Source organism: Roseovarius aestuarii, assembly GCF_019966515.1.
Classification (GTDB): Bacteria; Pseudomonadota; Alphaproteobacteria; order Rhodobacterales; family Rhodobacteraceae; genus Roseovarius; species Roseovarius aestuarii.
This window is the reverse complement of the sequence record NZ_JAIMIB010000009.1, coordinates 18,538-35,357: the sequence shown is the minus strand read 5'-3', so window position 1 is coordinate 35,357 and position 16,820 is coordinate 18,538. Positions and strand designations below refer to the sequence as shown.

Annotated in this window: 17 protein-coding genes and 1 riboswitch; of the genes, 11 read left to right on the top strand and 6 right to left on the bottom strand. The window is 58.0% G+C overall.

Going from position 1 to position 16,820, the window contains the following annotated elements:
* The first annotated feature begins 85 nt into the window (after window positions 1-85).
* The 7 genes from LC334_RS12110 to LC334_RS12080 all read left to right on the top strand — a co-directional run bounded on the left by LC334_RS12110 (window position 86) and on the right by LC334_RS12080 (window position 8,113).
* Window positions 86-1,456, top strand: a complete 1,371-nt coding sequence (locus LC334_RS12110) for a tetratricopeptide repeat protein (protein ID WP_085801065.1) — start codon at window positions 86-88, stop codon at window positions 1,454-1,456.
* A 42-nt stretch (window positions 1,457-1,498) separates the two neighbouring features.
* Window positions 1,499-2,674 (top strand): OpgC family protein, encoded by a 1,176-nt coding sequence (locus LC334_RS12105; RefSeq protein ID WP_085801066.1) that lies wholly within the window; start codon window positions 1,499-1,501, stop codon window positions 2,672-2,674.
* Entirely contained in the window at window positions 2,671-4,578 is a 1,908-nt protein-coding gene (gene mdoH, locus LC334_RS12100) for a glucans biosynthesis glucosyltransferase MdoH (RefSeq protein ID WP_085801067.1), read from the top strand. The genes LC334_RS12105 and mdoH overlap by 4 nt, the downstream gene beginning before the upstream one ends.
* 109 nt (window positions 4,579-4,687) lie before the next feature.
* Window positions 4,688-4,894, top strand: a riboswitch (cobalamin riboswitch).
* Window positions 4,895-4,996: 102 nt separating this feature from the next.
* Entirely contained in the window at window positions 4,997-5,353 is a 357-nt protein-coding gene (locus LC334_RS12095) for a DUF1636 family protein (protein ID WP_085801068.1), read from the top strand.
* A complete protein-coding gene (locus LC334_RS12090) occupies window positions 5,350-6,138 on the top strand; it encodes an ABC transporter ATP-binding protein (RefSeq protein ID WP_085801069.1) in 789 nt (262 codons plus the stop codon). The genes LC334_RS12095 and LC334_RS12090 overlap by 4 nt, the downstream gene beginning before the upstream one ends.
* A gap of 13 nt (window positions 6,139-6,151) precedes the next feature.
* On the top strand, window positions 6,152-7,099 hold the full coding sequence (locus LC334_RS12085) for an ABC transporter substrate-binding protein (protein WP_085801114.1): 948 nt from the start codon (window positions 6,152-6,154) through the stop codon (window positions 7,097-7,099).
* Complete coding sequence (locus LC334_RS12080) at window positions 7,100-8,113, top strand: FecCD family ABC transporter permease (RefSeq protein ID WP_085801070.1); 1,014 nt, start codon at window positions 7,100-7,102, stop codon at window positions 8,111-8,113.
* Between the two features lie 68 nt (window positions 8,114-8,181).
* On the opposite strand, the gene LC334_RS12075 is transcribed toward LC334_RS12080, so the two are convergent.
* Together LC334_RS12075 and LC334_RS12070 are read right to left on the bottom strand one after the other, a co-directional pair.
* A complete protein-coding gene (locus LC334_RS12075; RefSeq protein WP_085801071.1) occupies window positions 8,182-8,460 on the bottom strand; it encodes a hypothetical protein in 279 nt (92 codons plus the stop codon).
* Window positions 8,461-8,798: 338 nt separating this feature from the next.
* Window positions 8,799-9,428, bottom strand: coding sequence for a ribonuclease T2 family protein (locus LC334_RS12070; protein WP_085801072.1), 630 nt, complete (start codon window positions 9,426-9,428; stop codon window positions 8,799-8,801).
* Window positions 9,429-9,559: 131 nt separating this feature from the next.
* On the opposite strand from LC334_RS12070, the gene LC334_RS12065 reads away from it, so the two are divergent.
* The gene (locus LC334_RS12065) at window positions 9,560-10,312 is read left to right on the top strand and encodes a DUF1013 domain-containing protein (RefSeq protein ID WP_085801073.1); all 753 of its coding nucleotides are present in this window, start codon (window positions 9,560-9,562) and stop codon (window positions 10,310-10,312) included.
* A gap of 178 nt (window positions 10,313-10,490) precedes the next feature.
* Window positions 10,491-11,330 carry a class I SAM-dependent methyltransferase gene (locus LC334_RS12060; RefSeq protein WP_085801074.1) on the top strand — a complete coding sequence of 280 codons (840 nt, stop codon included), beginning with the start codon at window positions 10,491-10,493 and terminating at the stop codon, window positions 11,328-11,330.
* A 126-nt stretch (window positions 11,331-11,456) separates the two neighbouring features.
* Here the strand turns inward: LC334_RS12060 and recR are convergent, their stop codons facing one another.
* From recR to LC334_RS12040, 4 genes are read right to left on the bottom strand one after another with little or no spacing between them, the layout of a single operon-like run.
* The gene (recR, locus tag LC334_RS12055) at window positions 11,457-12,050 is read right to left on the bottom strand and encodes a recombination mediator RecR (RefSeq protein ID WP_085801075.1); all 594 of its coding nucleotides are present in this window, start codon (window positions 12,048-12,050) and stop codon (window positions 11,457-11,459) included.
* 13 nt (window positions 12,051-12,063) lie between these two features.
* Complete coding sequence (locus LC334_RS12050; RefSeq protein ID WP_085801076.1) at window positions 12,064-12,408, bottom strand: YbaB/EbfC family nucleoid-associated protein; 345 nt, start codon at window positions 12,406-12,408, stop codon at window positions 12,064-12,066.
* Between the two features lies 1 nt (window position 12,409).
* Entirely contained in the window at window positions 12,410-12,814 is a 405-nt protein-coding gene (locus LC334_RS12045) for a hypothetical protein (RefSeq protein WP_139836429.1), read from the bottom strand.
* Window positions 12,790-14,538, bottom strand: a complete 1,749-nt coding sequence (locus LC334_RS12040; RefSeq protein ID WP_085801115.1) for a DNA polymerase III subunit gamma/tau — start codon at window positions 14,536-14,538, stop codon at window positions 12,790-12,792. Before LC334_RS12040 ends, LC334_RS12045 begins: the two co-directional genes overlap by 25 nt.
* 196 nt (window positions 14,539-14,734) lie before the next feature.
* Between LC334_RS12040 and LC334_RS23200 the strand changes: the two genes are divergently transcribed.
* Both LC334_RS23200 and ypfJ read left to right on the top strand, forming a co-directional pair.
* Entirely contained in the window at window positions 14,735-15,604 is an 870-nt protein-coding gene (locus LC334_RS23200; protein WP_176237713.1) for a PilZ domain-containing protein, read from the top strand.
* Between the two features lie 365 nt (window positions 15,605-15,969).
* A complete protein-coding gene (ypfJ, locus tag LC334_RS12030; protein WP_085801079.1) occupies window positions 15,970-16,815 on the top strand; it encodes a KPN_02809 family neutral zinc metallopeptidase in 846 nt (281 codons plus the stop codon).
* Window positions 16,816-16,820: the final 5 nt, after the last annotated feature.

Below are 16,820 nucleotides of genomic sequence, written 5' to 3'. Positions count from 1 at the left end.
CAATTGCCCGTTATCTCACGCAAAACCCTTTTGTTTCCTGACCACATATCGGTCTAATCAGCGCAAAGAAATCGTGAGGGTTAAAATGTTAACTGACGTCTTCGGCAATGATATCTCGCTTAGCGACACGGAAATACGTGACGAATGGGATAAGATGCAGCTTGGGTTTCTGGCGCATGCCCAAATAACGCCAACCCATCTTGCAGCAGTATTGGAGCGCGCCCCCGATTTCGCCTATGGGCACGCAATCAAGGGCATATTCTACATGATGCTGGGGCGGCGCGAGTTGATTGAAGCTGCCCGGGGCGCTTATGGCGCTGCGCAAGAGGCGCTCAAAGCCTCTGCTGCTACCAGGCGAGAGAAAGAATTTATACGGGCTTTGGGCCTTTTGCTTGAAGGTAAACCCGTGCAGGCGCGAAATGTCGTGCAGGGTATTTTAACGGAAAACCCGCAAGACGCGCTATCGATGAAAATAGCTCATGCGCTGTCCTTCATTGTTGGTGATTCCGTGGAAATGCGGCGTTCGATCGAAGGTGTCTTGCCGGCATATGATGAAAAGCATGCCGGCTATGGCTATCTCTTGGGCTGCTACGCTTTCGCGCTGGAAGAAACCGGCGATTACGAAGCGGCGGAACGCATTGGCCGCAAGGGTATGCTCTATGCGCCGAACGACGCCTGGGGATTGCATGCGGTGGCCCATGTTTATGACATGACCGCAGATGCGCCCGCTGGCCTGCAATGGTTGCAGGAACAGGAGAATGCCTGGTCGCATTGTAACAACTTCCGCTACCACGTCTGGTGGCACAAGGCATTGATGCATCTGGATCAAAATCAGATTGATGAAGTCTTCGCCCTTTACGATACCGAAATCCGGAAGGACAAGACCGACGACTATCGTGATATTTCGAATGCAACGTCGTTGCTCAGCAGGCTTGAACTCGAAGGCATCGACGTGGGCAATCGCTGGGAGGAACTGGCCGATCTGTCGGAGCAGCGTACCGAAGATGGCTGCCTGATTTTCGCGGACCTTCACTACATTCTGGCGCTCGTTGGTGGTGATCGTGACGAGGCGATCAAGACCATGATTTCGCGGATGAACAAAGATGCGCGCACCACCGACAGTGAAGTTGCCCGGGCGATGGCCGATCCGGGACTTGCTGCTGCCGCCGGACTGGAGGCGTTTGGCGAGGCCAACTACGATGCCGCCTTCAGAAACCTCGCAGCCGCTCGCGCCAAGATGCAGCAAGCTGGCGGTAGCCATGCGCAACGTGACGTCTTTGAGCGTTTGACCATCGACGCCGGTATTCGCGGCGGACATTTCACAGAAGCCAAGCGTATATTGACAGAGCGCAAGGAAAAGCGTGGCGGGAACGAAGATCGCTATGCGGCTGTCAGATTTAAAATGTTGACCAACGGGCCGGATTTTGACCCCGCCGCCCTCGTGGCGGCCGAGTAGGCAACACGTTTCCCCAGTTTAGTAACTCATCAGGACTTTCATATGACCACGGTCGCAACCACAGAAATGGTCGCCAGTCAGCGTGACATAAGACTCGACTTTTTTCGCGGCATCGCAATGTTCATTATCCTGATCGCCCATATTCCGTGGAATTTTCTGGCACTGTGGATCCCCGCGCGGTTTGGCTTTTCTGATGCCACCGAGATTTTTGTTTTTTGCTCGGGAATGGCGTCGGCGATCGCCTTTGGCAAAGCGTTCCGGACCAAGGGCTGGTTCATCGGCACGGCGCGCGTCCTCTATCGGGTGTGGCAGGTTTATTGGGCACATATCGCGGTGTTTTTGATCGTGGCCTCCTTCCTAACCACCATCGACAGTACCGGCGCGTTCGAGAAGGCATACGCCAACGCGCCGTATGTGGTGCCGTTTTTTGATAATACAGTACCTAATCTGCTGGGTTTGCTGACGCTGACCTATGTGCCGAACTATTTTGACATCCTGCCCATGTACATTGCGATCCTGGTGATGATGCCGATCGTGGTCGCCCTCAAAAACCTGCACGGTCTGGCCGCGCTGGCCTTTGTTGTAATGGTCTGGATCGGTGCCAACGCAGGTGTTTTGTGGATGCCTGCCGAACCCTGGAGCGATCGCGAATGGTTTTTTAACCCCTTCGGCTGGCAATTGATCTTCTTCACTGGCTTTGCGTTCATGGCGGGTTGGCTGCCTGCACCGCCCTTAAACAAGTGGCTTGTCATCCTGGCGATTGTCATCGTGCTGGCGACCATTCCATTTGCGTATTTTCGTATCCTCAGGGCTGTGCCCGAGCTCAAGGAAGCGTCTACAGCGATCCAGTTTTTCAAAGCAAAGACGGATTTTGGTATCTTCAGATATGTGCACTTTCTCGCACTGGCCTATCTCGGCTGGGCCGCAGCGGGTCCGGGCGGACACAGGCTGCGCTCAACCGGGGCAGGCCTGCTGGCACGCCTTTGGCAGGTAATCCTTAAATTCATTCTGAAGGTTGGGCAGCAATCTCTTGCCGTCTTTGTATTCTCGATGGTCGCGGCGCGCGTCATCGGCTTTGTACTCGATCTGATCGGCAGAACTACGCTCATAGTGTGGCTCGCCAATCTGGTCGGATTTGCGTTGATCGTGGGTGTCGCCTACTTGGCTGCCTGGTTCAAGTCGCAACCCTGGCGAAACATCCCCGAGGCAAGAACATGAAGGATTATCTATTCCCTGCTCGGCAAGGATACGCTTCGATGGCCTGGATGCCGCCGGTGAAGCCGTTGGATATGCCGATCCAGGATTTTTCGCGGAGCCACCGGGACCCAAAGGTGCCACCCAAGCCTGCGCAACCGTTTATCTGGGCCAAGCGCATTGCAGTTTTCGTTCCTGCTTTGATTTGCACAATCGTTCTGGCCATGCTCTTTCGTGACACCGTGCCTGCCGGTGGTAGCACGATGAAAAATGCAGCATGGATTGCCACGATTACGGTTACCTTCTTCTGGATTTCATTCGTGCTTTGCCTATCCGCGGCAGGGCTAATTACAATGATGCGACGCAGGGTGGCGGTAATAAAGCCCAAGTTCACGCCGCCGCTTAAGGTTGCCATCCTGATGCCCGTCTATAACGAGGATGTCAGCGAGGTTTTTGCCAACGTCCTGACGATGCAGGACGACCTGAATGAGACCCCCAACCTGCACCGGTTTTCTGCCTTCGTTCTCAGCGATAGTCAGGACCCGAAGATAATTGCCCAGGAGCATCGCGCCTTCACCCATGCGCGCGCGACCCATGCCCTTAGTGACCAGCTTTATTATCGGCGCCGCGAAAATAATCAGGACTTCAAGACCGGAAATCTGCGTCATTGGGTGACGAACTGGGGTGCGCACTACGATGCGATGCTGGTACTGGATGCGGACAGCCTGATGAGCGCGCAGGCGGTGCTGCGCCTAACCAATACGCTGGCCCAGAACCCGCATCTGGGTATCGTCCAGGGCGCGCTGCGCATATTCCGTGGGCGTAGCCTGATCGCCCGCTGGCAGCAGTTCGCCGGCGTCGCATTTGGCGCCTTTTTCGCGCGTGGCCTGGCGCTTTGGTCAGGAGATGAAGGCAACTTTTTCGGCCACAATGCCATCGTGCGCACGCGCGCCTTCGCCGCCTGTTCGGGCCTTCCGGCCATGCCTTCGCGCGAGGACGTGCATATCCCAATTCTTAGCCATGATTTTGTCGAGGCCGCACTGATGCGGCGCGCCGGCTGGGGTATCCGGATTTTGCCCGATCTTGAAGACAGCTATGAGGGCACGCCCGAGACGTTGATTGATTTCATCAGACGGGATCGGCGTTGGTGTCAGGGCAACATGCAGCACCTCCGGATTATGTCCTCTGCGGGCTTCCATCTGATTTCGCGCCACCACCTGCTGCACAATGCACTGACCTATCTGATGTCACCAGCCTGGCTGGCGCTCATCCTGTTCTGGACCGCACATGGTTTTACGACCACAGAGCCGAATTCCAGTGCAAATTTCCTGATCTTCGGTGTGATCTATGCCATGCTGCTTGCGCCGAAAATTGCCGGTGCGATTGTGATATTGGCATCAAAATCGAAGCTCAGGACATTTGGTGGCGTCGCTGATTTCGCCAAATCGTTTGCGGTGGAAATCGTCGTTTCGTTCCTCATCGCGCCAATCATGATGATCCATCAAACCATAGGCGTGGGCCGCAGCATCTTCAGGTTACCGCCACATTGGGGCACCCCGGTGCGGCAAGGTGAAAAGCACTCGCTCAAAACGCTGATTCACTTCCACGCCATCGAAATCGTTCTGGGCTTCGTCCTGGCGTCTGGCATCGCCTTGGGCAGCTTGTCTGTCTGGCTTTCACCTATTGCGTTCAGTCTGGCACTAGCCCCGGTGATTTCGCATTTCAGCAGGTTTGACCTGAAGGGGCGCCCATCAAACGTGATCACATTGGACACGATACTGGACCAGGAAAAACCGGAAATTCTTTCAGCCGCAGACGTGCATCGCAGGACGTTCGAAAAACTGCTGCGATCACCTCTGGTGTATGATGCGTCGATCAAACTCAAACGCCCCGCCTTCCGGCAGAAGCCGGTCGAAAAACGCGCATGAGCTACCCTTCGAAGATGTGGGATCAATAGGTCCTCCCCTCAGGCGCTGACGCTTATGAGCTCCGCAAGAACGTCCCCGGCACGTGTCCCTTGACACGCGGACCATGTGTCGACTAGCTGGCGGTGATGGTTCCCGTAAAACCGCCAAGGGATGAAAAGGGAATACGGTGAGGCTTGCCGATCAGCGCCAAATCCGTAGCTGCCCCCGCAACTGTGAGCGGCGAGCAATGTCGAAACACCACTGGCCCGTTTGGCCGGGAAGGACGGCAGAGCAGAGACCCGCAAGTCAGGAGACCTGCCATCATATGTTCAACCAACCCGGGGCGGGGCGTCCTGGAAGGAGGCTTTGATGGCACGTTCCGTACGTGTTGACATGACTGGCACCTTCCGTTCGCACTTGGTGACAAGTGGAGCGGACCATGACCGACGCATCTGACCATCTTGTTCTTGTCTGCTCTGCCTGTAATGGTGGGCTGGCCGCAAAACAGGTTTGTGACGCGCTCGCGCCGCGATTGCCGACCGGGCTGGAAATCCGGTTGGTGAAATGCATGGCGGGGTGCGAACGGCCGCTCACGGTGGGTTTTCAGGCACCGGAAAAGGCGCAGTATCTTTTTGGTGACATCCGCGATGCATCGGATCTGGACGCGCTGGTTCAGTTTGCCTGCCAGTATCAGCAAAGCACTGATGGCTGGACGAACGCTACGGACCGGCCCCCGGCGCTATTGGCGAAAACACTGGCCCGGCTGCCCCGGATAGACGCTGGGGCGGTGCGATGAGTGGTGTTCTGACGTTTCTGGAAGTTCGCGATCTTGGTCATTTGGCGCAAAACGGCGATGCGCTGCTACGCGATGTGTCCTTTGAACTGGATGACGGGGCCATTCTTGCGATTGCCGGTCCGAACGGGGCGGGCAAGACGACGCTGATGAACTTGCTTTCGGGGATTGAAAGCCTGACCCTTGGAGAGGTTCGGATCAAGGGGCGCAATCTGCGGGAGCTTTCCGCGCAACAGCGGGCCCGGATGATCGCGGCGGTCAGTCAGCAGGAGTTCCCGGATGGTAGGCTTTGCCTGAGAGACTACATCGCCCTGGGGCAGATGCCGATCTGGGCGGACCGGTCTGCGACCGAACATGCCAAAGCACTGGAGCGCATTCTGGAGCTGACGGGGTTGACCAGGCGTGCCGATCAACGCATGGCGCAGCTGTCTGGTGGCGAGCGCCAGCGCGCGCATATCGCCCGGGCATTGGCGCAGAACCCGGTGCTGCTCTTTCTTGATGAACCGACCAATCATCTGGACCCGGACGCGAAGGGGCGCATGTTGTCGCTTGTAGCAGAGCTTGGGATAACGGTTGTGATGATCGTGCACGATCTGGTGATGATCCCGGAATTCGCGACTCATGTCGGCCTGATGAAATCCGCCCGGCTGACCGCGTTCGGCCCGGTTGACGAGGTGCTGACCGCGCAGCGGGTGCGTGACACTTTCGGCGTCGATTATCTGAGCCTTCAGCACGAAGGCCGTTTGATCCCGGCCCTTGATATACGAAAATCCAGAGTTTCAACCTGAAGGACCCTATATGATGAACCGGATCTGGCCAGTGGCCTTGGCTGTCAGCCTTGCGGGAAGCGTCGCCTACGCTGAGGTGACGGTCGATAATTGTGGCGAGCCACTGGTATTTGACGCCGTGCCCGAGCGACTGGTCGTGCATGATGTGAACATGACCGATATGGCATTCGCCTTGGGACTGCAGGACAAGATCGTTGGCCTGACCGGCATCAGCGGTTGGTATAAAACCAGCCCCGAGTTCGACAAGTTGCGCGGCGACATCCCTGAACTGGCGCCGAAATATCCCACGGTCGAGACCCTGGTAGCCGCTGAGCCAGACCTGTTTATCGCCGGCTGGTACTATGGCATGAAGCCGGGGGGCGAGGTGACACCCGACACCCTTGCGCCGTTTGATATCAAGACCATGATCCTGACCGAAAGCTGTGTGCATCTGGATAAGGATCGCCCACACGCCAGCATGGACCTGCTGTTCGATGATGTACTGCGTTTGGGTCGGGTCATGCAGGTCGCAGATAAGGCCGAAGCGCTTGTCGCCAGCTGGAAGGATCAGCTTGCCGCCATCGAGGCCGCAACCTCTGATCTGCGCAAGCCGCGTGTATTTCTGCTGGATGGCCCGGCGGATGCGCCCTTTACCGCCGGGAAATTTGCCATTCCGGATGCGATGATTTCGGCGGCGGGCGGCGAGAACGTGACCCATGATCTGGACACAAGCTGGGGCCGCACTTCGTGGGAGGTGGTCGCTGCCGCCAATCCCGAGTTTTTGATCTTGCTGGACTACCAGACCGGCAACGGCGCCGCCGATACGTTCAGGTTTCTGCAAGACCACCCGGTGATGGCCCATACCGACGCTGTTAAGAACGAACGTTGGATCGGGCTGCGCTATGAAGAGCTGACGCCGGGGCCTGCAAATATCGATGCGATCGCCAAAATGGCGATGGCGATGCATCCGGCGCTGAACTAATTGGGCCGTTTTGGCCTGTCCATCTTTCTGGGGGCGATTTTACTGAACGCCCTTTTGCTGGTGTCCGTGCTCTACGGCACCACGTCGATCCCGTTTTCCGATGCGTTCACCGCTATTGCGCGCGGCATCGGCATGACAGAGGGGCAGGTGACTCCGACCGACCGGATCATATTTGATTTGCGTTTGCCTCGTGCGCTCTTTGCGGCGGTGATCGGTGCCGGGCTGGGGCTGGTCGGCGTTGTACTGCAAACGACTACACGCAACGATCTGGCCGATCCGTTCCTGTTCGGACTGTCGTCAGGGGCGGCGGCGGGGGCGGTTCTGGTGATCACCGTCACCGGCGATGTGCTGGGGGTCTGGACATTGCCGCTGGCGGCATTCTGTGGCGGGCTGGTGGCTTCTGGCGTCGTGCTGGCGCTGGTGCATGGTCTGCAAACCTCGGCGCCCGAAAAGCTGATCCTTGCAGGGCTTGCGGTGTCGTTTCTGTTTTCGGCGATCACCAATTATCTGACCTTTGCAGGCGACAGCCGGGCGGCGCATTCGGTGATCTTCTGGATGCTGGGCGGATTGGGCTTGTCGCGGTGGGAGACTTTTCCGCTGGTTCTGGTCGGGCTGGCGCTGATCCTTGCCTATTCGCTCTACCGCAACCGCTGGCTCGATGCGCTTTTGACCGGGGATATCACCGCCTCTACCTTAGGTGTGCCGGTGCGTGGGTTGCGGTTCAGGGTATTTTTTGTGGCGGCGCTGGCGACGGCTGTGTTTGTGTCTGTCGCAGGCGTGATCGGCTTTGTCGGTTTGATGGTGCCGCATATCGCGCGCGGGATTGCCGGGCCACTGCACCGACGGTTGTTACCTGCCGCAGCCCTGATCGGCGCCATTCTTCTGACCGCCTCGGATATCCTGTCCAGGCTCATTTTAGCGCCGCAGGAACTGCCTGTCGGCATCGTCACAACTTCGCTGGGATCTCTGTTTGTCGTCCTGCTGCTGTTCGGGTCCAGAAAATCCGCCCGGTAGGGGGCGGAGCGACTGTCAGAGATTTGGCACTAGAGCGCCGTTTGCTTGTCAGAAATCGAGGAAGGCGCTTAAGGCCTGAATATCGCCAGCGACACCAATCCCGCCAGAACCAGTGACCCGATCCAGACCAGGTAGGTATAGACGTCGGATATCATGGGTTCGTGGTTCAGATGCAGCGCAGCACCCAGCAGGAACAGCATCGCGACAAGCAGGCCGATTGCAATCCCGAACAAAAGGAAGGTGAGAAATCTGGCAACCTTCAAGAACCTTGTGTCTTTTGACTCAAAGGCATTATGAATGCCCGCCCAGGAGGCTTCGGCGCGGCCATGCTGAAGATGTTTGCCCATGGAATCCCCCGGAGCTTCAAAATGCCAAAATCGGTTGTTAGCATGTGATAAGATTGATGGACGCGAGATGAGAGAGCCATCACGAGCAGTTGCGGCGAAGTGATGCGACAAAGCATCTATTTCAGTGCCCGGATGCGCGGAGCTTTGCCCAAAACACCCGACGCCGGCAACCAAATGCCGAACCGGTCGAAGGCCTACAGCAACGCCTGCAACCACAGGAGGATCGTTAAGATACACAACGTGCATAGGTAGTGTTTTTTGGCAGATTGTGGCCCGGAAAGTAAAATCCCATCCGGCGACTCAGCAGGACCCGCATAACGAAATCTACCAGAAGCTGCCTAGCGTACGGGATCGAACAACGCGTCTTCCATCCGGCAATCGCGTATAACGTCGCGACCGCAGGGGACAGGCGCCAACTCTTTGGACATGCACAGCCGTGCTTCCTGAATACGGCCATCGCGGCAGGTGATCGTCAGCATATCGGGTTCCCAAGTCGGGTTGACTTTCAAAAACGCCTCTTCGACCACTTTGGCGGGTAAGCGGACCGGTTGGGTGAGCTTGCGGAACACCTCTGGCCGGTTCACGGCATTGTATGTCTCGCGAGACAGGGCGAAATAGGCAGGGGCCGATAGGCCGGTGCAGGTGCCATGCTTTTTCCACTGATACCAGGCAAGCCCCGGGGTCCCCATGATATCGGCCATTTCAGTCGTCATGGCGCGGGACGGGGGGCGTTCGGCGCTTTGGCAATGGGCGGGGAAGCCACGGTGATATTGTGGCCAGAGCCCGTGCAACACCCAGCCGTGATCCGTCGTCGCCTCGCATTGCGGAGACCCGCGCGCATCGCCTTCGGTCGCGCACCAGTTGGGTGACCAGCTGAGCGACAATACATAGTAATCGAAGGTGCCTGCGCGGTCCTCGTCGCCAAAGGCGGCGGTAGCGAAGATCAGCAATAGCAGGAAGGCGCGCATATTTCGGTCTTTCTTTTCCCGTTCAACGCCACTATATACCGGCCAAGTTCCCCGACAACGGAAACCCGTCCCGGCCCCCGGGACCGCCTTTCCAGGCGACGGGAAAGATATGCCTGAAGGAGACCCGAGACATGGCAAAACCGCTTATGGCCCGCGCCACCGCCGTCTGGCTGGTGGACAATACAACGATCAGCTTCAAGCAGATCGCGGATTTCGTCGAGATGCACGAACTTGAGGTTCAGGGCATTGCCGACGGTGACGTGGCCGCTGGCGTCAAGGGCTTTGATCCGATTGCCAACAACCAGCTGACCCAGGATGAGATCGACGCGGCGGAAAAGAACCCGCTGCACAAGCTGAAGCTCAAGTTCAACGCAGCAGCGCAGGGCGAAGAGAAACGCCGTGGTCCGCGTTACACGCCGCTCAGCAAACGGCAGGACCGTCCGGCCTCGATCCTGTGGCTGGTCAAGTTTCACCCCGAGCTTGCCGATAGCCAGATCGCCCGTCTGGTCGGTACCACTAAGCCGACGATTCAGGCGATCCGCGAACGGACCCATTGGAACATCTCCAACATTCAGCCGATCGACCCGGTGGCGCTTGGCCTCTGTAAGCAGTCCGAATTGGACGCCGCTGTGCAGAAGGCCGCTGCCAAGAAGGCCAAGGAAGGCGAAGCCATGAGCGACGATGAGCGCCGCAAGCTTCTGAGCACCGAACAGAGCCTCGGCCAGGAGGCAGAGCCACGCATTCCGACCGCGATCGAGGGTCTGGAGACCTTCAGCCTCAGCGGTGGTTCGGATGATGACGAAGAAGAGGAAAAGGAATACGACGCCGACAGCCTCTTTAATCTGCCCGAAAACCAAGGCGATGACGAAGACGATCAACCCTGATCGGCATGGCTCCGCAGAACAGAGGCCCGGACATCGTTCCGGGCCTTTTTACGTTCTCTGTTGTGCGTCGGCATTGTACCCTGATCCCCGTGTGCGCAATGTTCTGTTCGACGCCCCTTTGACGTATCAGTACATTTGGACAAGATTGCCGGGCACCATTCGCTGAAGGGGAAAGCCGATGAATGACGATATGTCAGGGGCGTCCGAGTATATTCACGGCAATTCGCCAGAGGAACAACACCGGCTGTCACTGCTCAATGACATCCTGAACGAGTCTTGCTTGAAAGAGCTTAATCTCCAATCAGCAGAGAAAGTCCTGGATGTTGGCTGCGGGCTAGGTCAGTTTACGCGCCTCATTGCACGCACAATGGGTCGCGACGGGCAGGTTGTCGGGGTCGAGCGAGAGCGAGATCAGATACTGCAAGCGCAAAGGCTGGCCGACAGTTCCGGGGAGCCAGAACTTGTGGAGTTTCGCCAGGGCGATGCGCTGGACCTCCCTTTGAGCGACGCAGAATGGGGGACGTTTGACATCGCGCATGCTCGTTTTCTACTGGAGCATGTTCCTCGCCCGGCATTGGTCATTGAACACATGGTTAGCTCGGTTCGTCCGGGCGGGCGGGTTTTTGTCATTGATGATGATCATGGTGATTTTCGCCCGTGGCCTGAACCCCAGGGCTTCCAGGCCCTTTGGCACGCTTACGTACGCTCGTATGAAATGCTTGGTAATGACCCCTATGTTGGGCGTCGTCTTGTCTCGTTACTTCGAGAGGGCGGGCTGACCTCTATTCGCAACAGTTGCGTGTTTTTTGGGGGATGTGCGGGAAATGAAAGATTTCAGGCTATCGCTGACAATCTGATTGGCGCTCTTGCAGGAGCCAAACAGGCAATATTGTCTGGAGAACTTCTGGACGAAGAGGTTTTCCAAGTCGGTTTAGACGGGCTTGAGCAATGGAAAGCGGACCCCTCTGCTGCTTTGTGGTATTCGGCGTGTTGCGCTGAAGGGATCGTGCCGACCTAAGGTATCTGACCTGTTCGATGTTTACGCCGGTGGGCCGGTATAGAGCGATGTAACAAGGCGGGGTTCAGCATATCGTGGCCAACAAGCGACTGTGGTGGCGTTGAAACCCGGAATATCAACGAGCGCTCAAAGCGCCTTACGGGCATTCAGGGCGGCGCTGATGGTGCCGTCGTCAAGGTAATCGAGTTCGCCGCCAATAGGTACACCTTGGGCAAGCGAGGTCAGGGTTACATGCTCTTCCAATTGATCGGCGATGTAATGGGCCGTGGTCTGACCGTCCACGGTGGCGTTAAGCGCCAGGATCACCTCGGTGATCGCTTCGCTTTCGACCCGGTCAATAAGTTTGGGGATACGCAGCTGATCCGGGCCGACCTGATCCAACGCCGAGAGCGTGCCGCCCAGCACATGGTAGCGGCCCTTGAAGACGCCCGCGCGTTCCATCGCCCACAGATCCGCCACATCCTCGACCACGCAGAGCATGCCGTTGGCGCGTTTTTCGGCCTCGCAGATGTCGCAGATATCCGTGGTGCCGACATTGCCGCAGTTCAGGCATTCACGGGCGGTCACAGCGACTTTTTGCAGCTGGTCCGCGAGAGGCATCAGTTGCAAATCACGCTTGCGAATGAGGTGCAGCACCGCGCGCCGGGCTGATCGCGGACCCAGCCCCGGCAGTTTCGCCATCATCTGGATCAGGGCGTCGATATCGCGCGTGCTGCTCATCAGGTGGCCTGCCTCAGAATGGCAGGTCCATGTCCTTGGGCAGGCCCATGCCTTCGGTGATCTTGCCCATTTCTTCCTTGGCACGTTCACCGGCTTTTTGCTGTGCATCCTTGATCGCCGCCAGGATCAGGTCTTCGACGACTTCCTTGTCATCGGCGTTGAAGATCGACGGGTCGATATCGAGGCCCTTCAATTCACCCTTGGCGGTGCAGGTGGCCTTGACCAGCCCGGCGCCACTTTCGCCGGTGACCGTCAGCTTGTGCATCTCTTCCTGCAGGCTGGCCATCTTCTGCTGCATTTCCTGCGCGGCCTTCATCATCTTGGCCATGTCGCCCATCTGGCCCAGTCCTTTGAACATGTCATTTCTCCCGTTTGTCTGCGCGCTCAGCGCGCGGAGCGGTGTAAAGAATCATCGCGACACATATCGCAGCCACGATCCCGATGAACAAGCTCGGGCTGCCGATACAGCCTTCTTTGATCGCCTGTATCCGCACTGCGTCTGGCTCGGAAAAGACAAGCAGCGAAACAAGTCCGGTCCACAAGACCATAACGATCAACCCGCCCCATAAGCTGCGAAAGCGGATCACCAGTGCGGTCAATAAGAGTAAAACCAGCGATGGCGGCGCCGCGAAGAGACCAATCATTTCGGTCCAGATCGTCGCCTCGGTTCCGTGCACCCAATTGGGTCGTTCCTTGTCGCAGACCTCCGCCCAGCCAGCGCCAGGGACGAGGCTCAGAATCAATCCTCTTCGAATGGATCCCATTCGCCGTCCACTTCTGGCAAAGCTTCGGCCTGGGCCTCGGCCTGTTGGTCTTTGGGCGTGCGTATATTGGTGATCTGTGCCTTAGGGAAAGCGGCCATGACAGCCTGTACCAGCGGATGATCTTGGGCTTCGGCTTGAAGCGCAAGATCGGCGGCATCGCGTTTCTCGGCGATGGTTTCGGCCCCGCCTTCGTTGACCAGCGTGACTGCCCAGCGATTGCCGGTCCAGCGCTGTAGCGCGCCTCCCAAGCGCTGCGCCAGATCATGAGGCGCGCTTTCGGTGGGAACGAATTCGATCCGGCCGGGTTGGTACGCGGCCAGCCGAACACATCCTTCGACCTCGACCAGCAGTTTCACATCACGATTGGCACGGACAAGCTCGACCACATGATCGAACGTGGGATAGCGCGCGAGCGCGGCATCCACATCTCTGGCCAGCGCCGCTTGCGGCCCCGCACCTGCGTTAGTGGCTGTCCGGGCCGAGGCGATAGCCGAGGCCCCCCCGCCCGCCGCAGGCGACCCCGTGCTTTGCACGGGTTTCCCGCCACCAGGTGCCGGAGGCGGCGGCGTGTCGCGCAGTTTGCGCACCAGCTCTTCCGGGCTGGGCAGGTCAGCCACATGGGTCAGGCGGATCACGGCCATCTCGGCCGCCATCATCGCGTTGGGTGAGGTGGCAACTTCGTCTAGCGCTTTCAGCAGCATCTGCCACATCCGTGTCATTACCCGCATTGGCAATTCCGCGGCCATCGCCTGGCCGCGGGTGCGTTCATCGGGGCTGATGGTGGGGTCTTCGGCGGCTTCGGGCGTGATCTTGACGACGGAAATCCAGTGGCTGACCTCGGCCAGATCGCGCAGCACCGCCATCGGGTCGGCACCTTCGGCATATTGGCTGGAAAGCTCGCTCAGGGCGCCCGCCGCATCACCGCGCATGATAAGATCAAAAAGGTCCAGTACCCGGCCGCGATCCGCCAGTCCTAGCATGGCACGCACCTGATCCGCCGTGGTCTCGCCCGCGCCGTGGCTGATGGCCTGATCCAGCAGTGACGTCGCATCCCGGGCCGAGCCTTCGGCCGCGCGGGTAATGAGTGCCAGCGCATCCCCGGTGATCTCGGCGCCTTCGGCCCGGGCGATCTTCTGCATCAGGGCGATCATCACCTCGGGTTCGATTCGCCGCAGATCAAAGCGCTGGCAGCGGGACAGGACCGTCACGGGTACCTTGCGGATCTCGGTGGTGGCGAAGATGAACTTCACATGTTCCGGCGGTTCTTCAAGCGTTTTCAGCAGCGCGTTGAAGGCGCTGGTTGAGAGCATATGCACTTCGTCGATGATGTAGATCTTATAACGGGCGCTGGCCGCTCGATAATGCACGCTCTCGATAATCTCGCGGATATCGCCCACGCCGGTACGACTGGCCGCGTCCATTTCCATCACGTCGACATGGCGGCCCTCCATGATGGCCGTGCAATGTTCGCATGTGCCGCACGGGTCGGTCGTGGGGCCGCCCGTACCATCCGCACCGATGCAGTTCATGCCCTTCGCGATGATCCGCGCCGTCGTGGTTTTGCCGGTGCCGCGGATACCGGTCATGATAAAGGCCTGGGCAATCCGATCCGCCCGAAATGCGTTTTTCAACGTGCGCACCATCGCGTCCTGCCCCACCAGATCGGCAAAGGTTTCAGGCCGGTATTTCCGAGCAAGGACTTGATAAGCGGAGGTTTTGGTCACGTCGGCGCTGCCTGTCAACTGGGATTCGCTTGCGCCAGCCTATGGCGTGGCTAAGGCGAGGTCCAGCGGTCACGGAAGTTTGCCGTTGATAGTGAAATAGGTACGCATTTCTTAATGATTTTGAGTCAGTTTGACGCTGAGGTTTTACTGGAGCTTTGCCGTGCGCTTTATCTTAATGGCTGCGACCCTGATTTGCGTGACGGGCATCGCCAATCCGGCGCAGGCCAGCCAATTGGACAGTTGCGACATCGTTGAAGGGCTTCTGGCGCTGCCGACCGACATTGAATTGGTGCGTGCCGGGCGCGGGGATGCTCGTCAATTCAAAAGAAATCTTGCGCAGTCACTGAGTGTTTTGAAAGACCGCAGGCGTGTCGCCGTGTTCTCAAAGGCCGAGGTCCGTACGCTGCGGATTTTTGCCGGGGCAGTGCGTGAAGACTGGAAGCTCAACGGCACATCGGCCAATGGGCGGAAAATCCCGGGTCTGACCCGTACATCGAAGACCATTCAGTCTCAACTCTCGGCGATTGTCGAAAAATTTGGCTGTATCCCGCACGGTTCCAACGCCGGATCTTCCCTGTGGAGTACTGGCAGTGCGCCGATCAAACCTTTTACCTTGCTCTTTGTGGTGGTGGGTATGGTGCTGGTGCTGCTTGGTGCCTATTGGCTGGTCCGCTCCCGTTATTCGGCTCAGCGCAAGATATGCCGTCTACCGGCGTTAATACGGTATGATGGCATTTGCACAGCGACCACGATGCTGGACATCAGTCGCGGCGGCACAATGATCGAAGCCCCGGCCGAGGCGTTTCCTACCAATGAAGTAACTCTTCATTTGCCTGGTCTCAGCATCCCGTCCCGGGTGGCCTGGACCAATAAAAACTTCGCCGGGCTGAAATTCGTCAAGAATTTATCGGCAAGGCGTGTGGACAGCATAGCGAATTTGAAACTCGATTCCGATCAGCCCGTCGACCTGACAGACGAGGCGCCCTCGTGTTTTGAACCTGGGTGTCATCTACTTTGCAAAACCCATCGAATGACCATGCAATTGTTGCAAGCGAATGTGGCTTAGCGGGCGTAAGAAGTACCCGGTGGCCTGATTGAGCATCATAGACCTCACACGGTATCAGAGCTTATGTGGGTCATAAGCGCGGCCCATCGCGGAAAAAACTAAACTGACATCATTAAAGCACCATTCCATTCAGCCGTTCGAGTATTTTGAGATGCTTTTATGTGGCCAAAGACGGCGATTTGCAGGGTGTACTAGGCCACGGATTTTGTGAATTAAAATGTCATCCCTGATTTCTGAACAGCATAAAGGGCCCTTGCGGCTCTGACATGCATTTGGGCGCTGATTTGCGTGATTTGGGTTGTCCGCTAGGCAAGGAAAAAAGAAAATGTGTATGCTGGCTCTTGAGCCTGAGGAGGAGATGGGACATGCGGTTAAGGGGTGTACGTGGCAGTCGGAATGTAGAGGACCGACGGGGTCGACGCGGTAAGGCCGGAGCTGGTATCGGCGGGATCGGCCTGCTGGTGGTGCTTGCTGTGGGGTATTTTGCCGGGATTGATGTAACGCCGTTTCTTCAGGGACAAGGGCCATCGATTGAAACGCAGGCGGGTTCTCCGCGCGAATTAAGCGCGGAAGAGAAGCAGGCAGGAGAATTTTCGGTGCGGGTTCTGGCCACAACCGAGGCGGTCTGGAGCGGGATTTTTGCGCAGCACATCGGACGGGATTATCGCCCGCCGGTGATGGTGCTTTATTCTGGCGTGACCAGCAGTCCTTGCGGCAATGCTTCCGGGGCCACCGGCCCATTTTACTGTCCCGCCGACCGGAAGGCCTATCTGGATACGGAGTTTTTCAGCACGCTGTCACGGCAGATGGGGGCCAAGGGTGATTTCGCTGCGGCTTATGTGATCGCGCATGAGGTGGCGCACCATGTTCAGAACGAGCTTGGCATTCTGCCCGAGGTGAATCAACGCCGCCAGGCAGTTAGCGAGACCCAGGCCAATGCCCTGACCGTGCGGCTGGAATTGCAGGCCGATTGCCTGAGTGGTGTCTGGGCGCGTTCGGTGGACGGTATGCTTGAGCCCGGCGATCTTGAAGAAGCCCTGAATGCGGCGCGCAAGATCGGCGATGATTATCTGCAGAAACGCGCGGGCCGGGTGCCGCAACCGCATACCTTCACACATGGCACATCAGAACAGCGGTCGCGCTGGTTTGCGACCGGGTATCAAACCGGCGACCCCGGGCAATGTGATACGTTCGGCGTGGATCAGCTCTAGCGATC

What these genes read in the sequence shown, in the direction of transcription:
- LC334_RS12060 (WP_085801074.1), top strand. Translation starts at nt 10,491, where the DNA reads ATGAATGACGATATGTCAGGGGCGTCCGAGTATATTCACGGCAATTCG.
- LC334_RS12105 (WP_085801066.1), top strand. Translation starts at nt 1,499, where the DNA reads ATGACCACGGTCGCAACCACAGAAATGGTCGCCAGTCAGCGTGACATA.
- LC334_RS12070 (WP_085801072.1), bottom strand. Translation starts at nt 9,428, where the DNA reads ATGCGCGCCTTCCTGCTATTGCTGATCTTCGCTACCGCCGCCTTTGGC.
- ypfJ (WP_085801079.1), top strand. Translation starts at nt 15,970, where the DNA reads ATGCGGTTAAGGGGTGTACGTGGCAGTCGGAATGTAGAGGACCGACGG.
- mdoH (WP_085801067.1), top strand. Translation starts at nt 2,671, where the DNA reads ATGAAGGATTATCTATTCCCTGCTCGGCAAGGATACGCTTCGATGGCC.
- LC334_RS12095 (WP_085801068.1), top strand. Translation starts at nt 4,997, where the DNA reads ATGACCGACGCATCTGACCATCTTGTTCTTGTCTGCTCTGCCTGTAAT.
- LC334_RS12075 (WP_085801071.1), bottom strand. Translation starts at nt 8,460, where the DNA reads ATGGGCAAACATCTTCAGCATGGCCGCGCCGAAGCCTCCTGGGCGGGC.
- LC334_RS12045 (WP_139836429.1), bottom strand. Translation starts at nt 12,814, where the DNA reads ATGGGATCCATTCGAAGAGGATTGATTCTGAGCCTCGTCCCTGGCGCT.
- recR (WP_085801075.1), bottom strand. Translation starts at nt 12,050, where the DNA reads ATGAGCAGCACGCGCGATATCGACGCCCTGATCCAGATGATGGCGAAA.
- LC334_RS12110 (WP_085801065.1), top strand. Translation starts at nt 86, where the DNA reads ATGTTAACTGACGTCTTCGGCAATGATATCTCGCTTAGCGACACGGAA.
- LC334_RS12090 (WP_085801069.1), top strand. Translation starts at nt 5,350, where the DNA reads ATGAGTGGTGTTCTGACGTTTCTGGAAGTTCGCGATCTTGGTCATTTG.
- LC334_RS12065 (WP_085801073.1), top strand. Translation starts at nt 9,560, where the DNA reads ATGGCAAAACCGCTTATGGCCCGCGCCACCGCCGTCTGGCTGGTGGAC.
- LC334_RS12050 (WP_085801076.1), bottom strand. Translation starts at nt 12,408, where the DNA reads ATGTTCAAAGGACTGGGCCAGATGGGCGACATGGCCAAGATGATGAAG.
- LC334_RS12085 (WP_085801114.1), top strand. Translation starts at nt 6,152, where the DNA reads ATGAACCGGATCTGGCCAGTGGCCTTGGCTGTCAGCCTTGCGGGAAGC.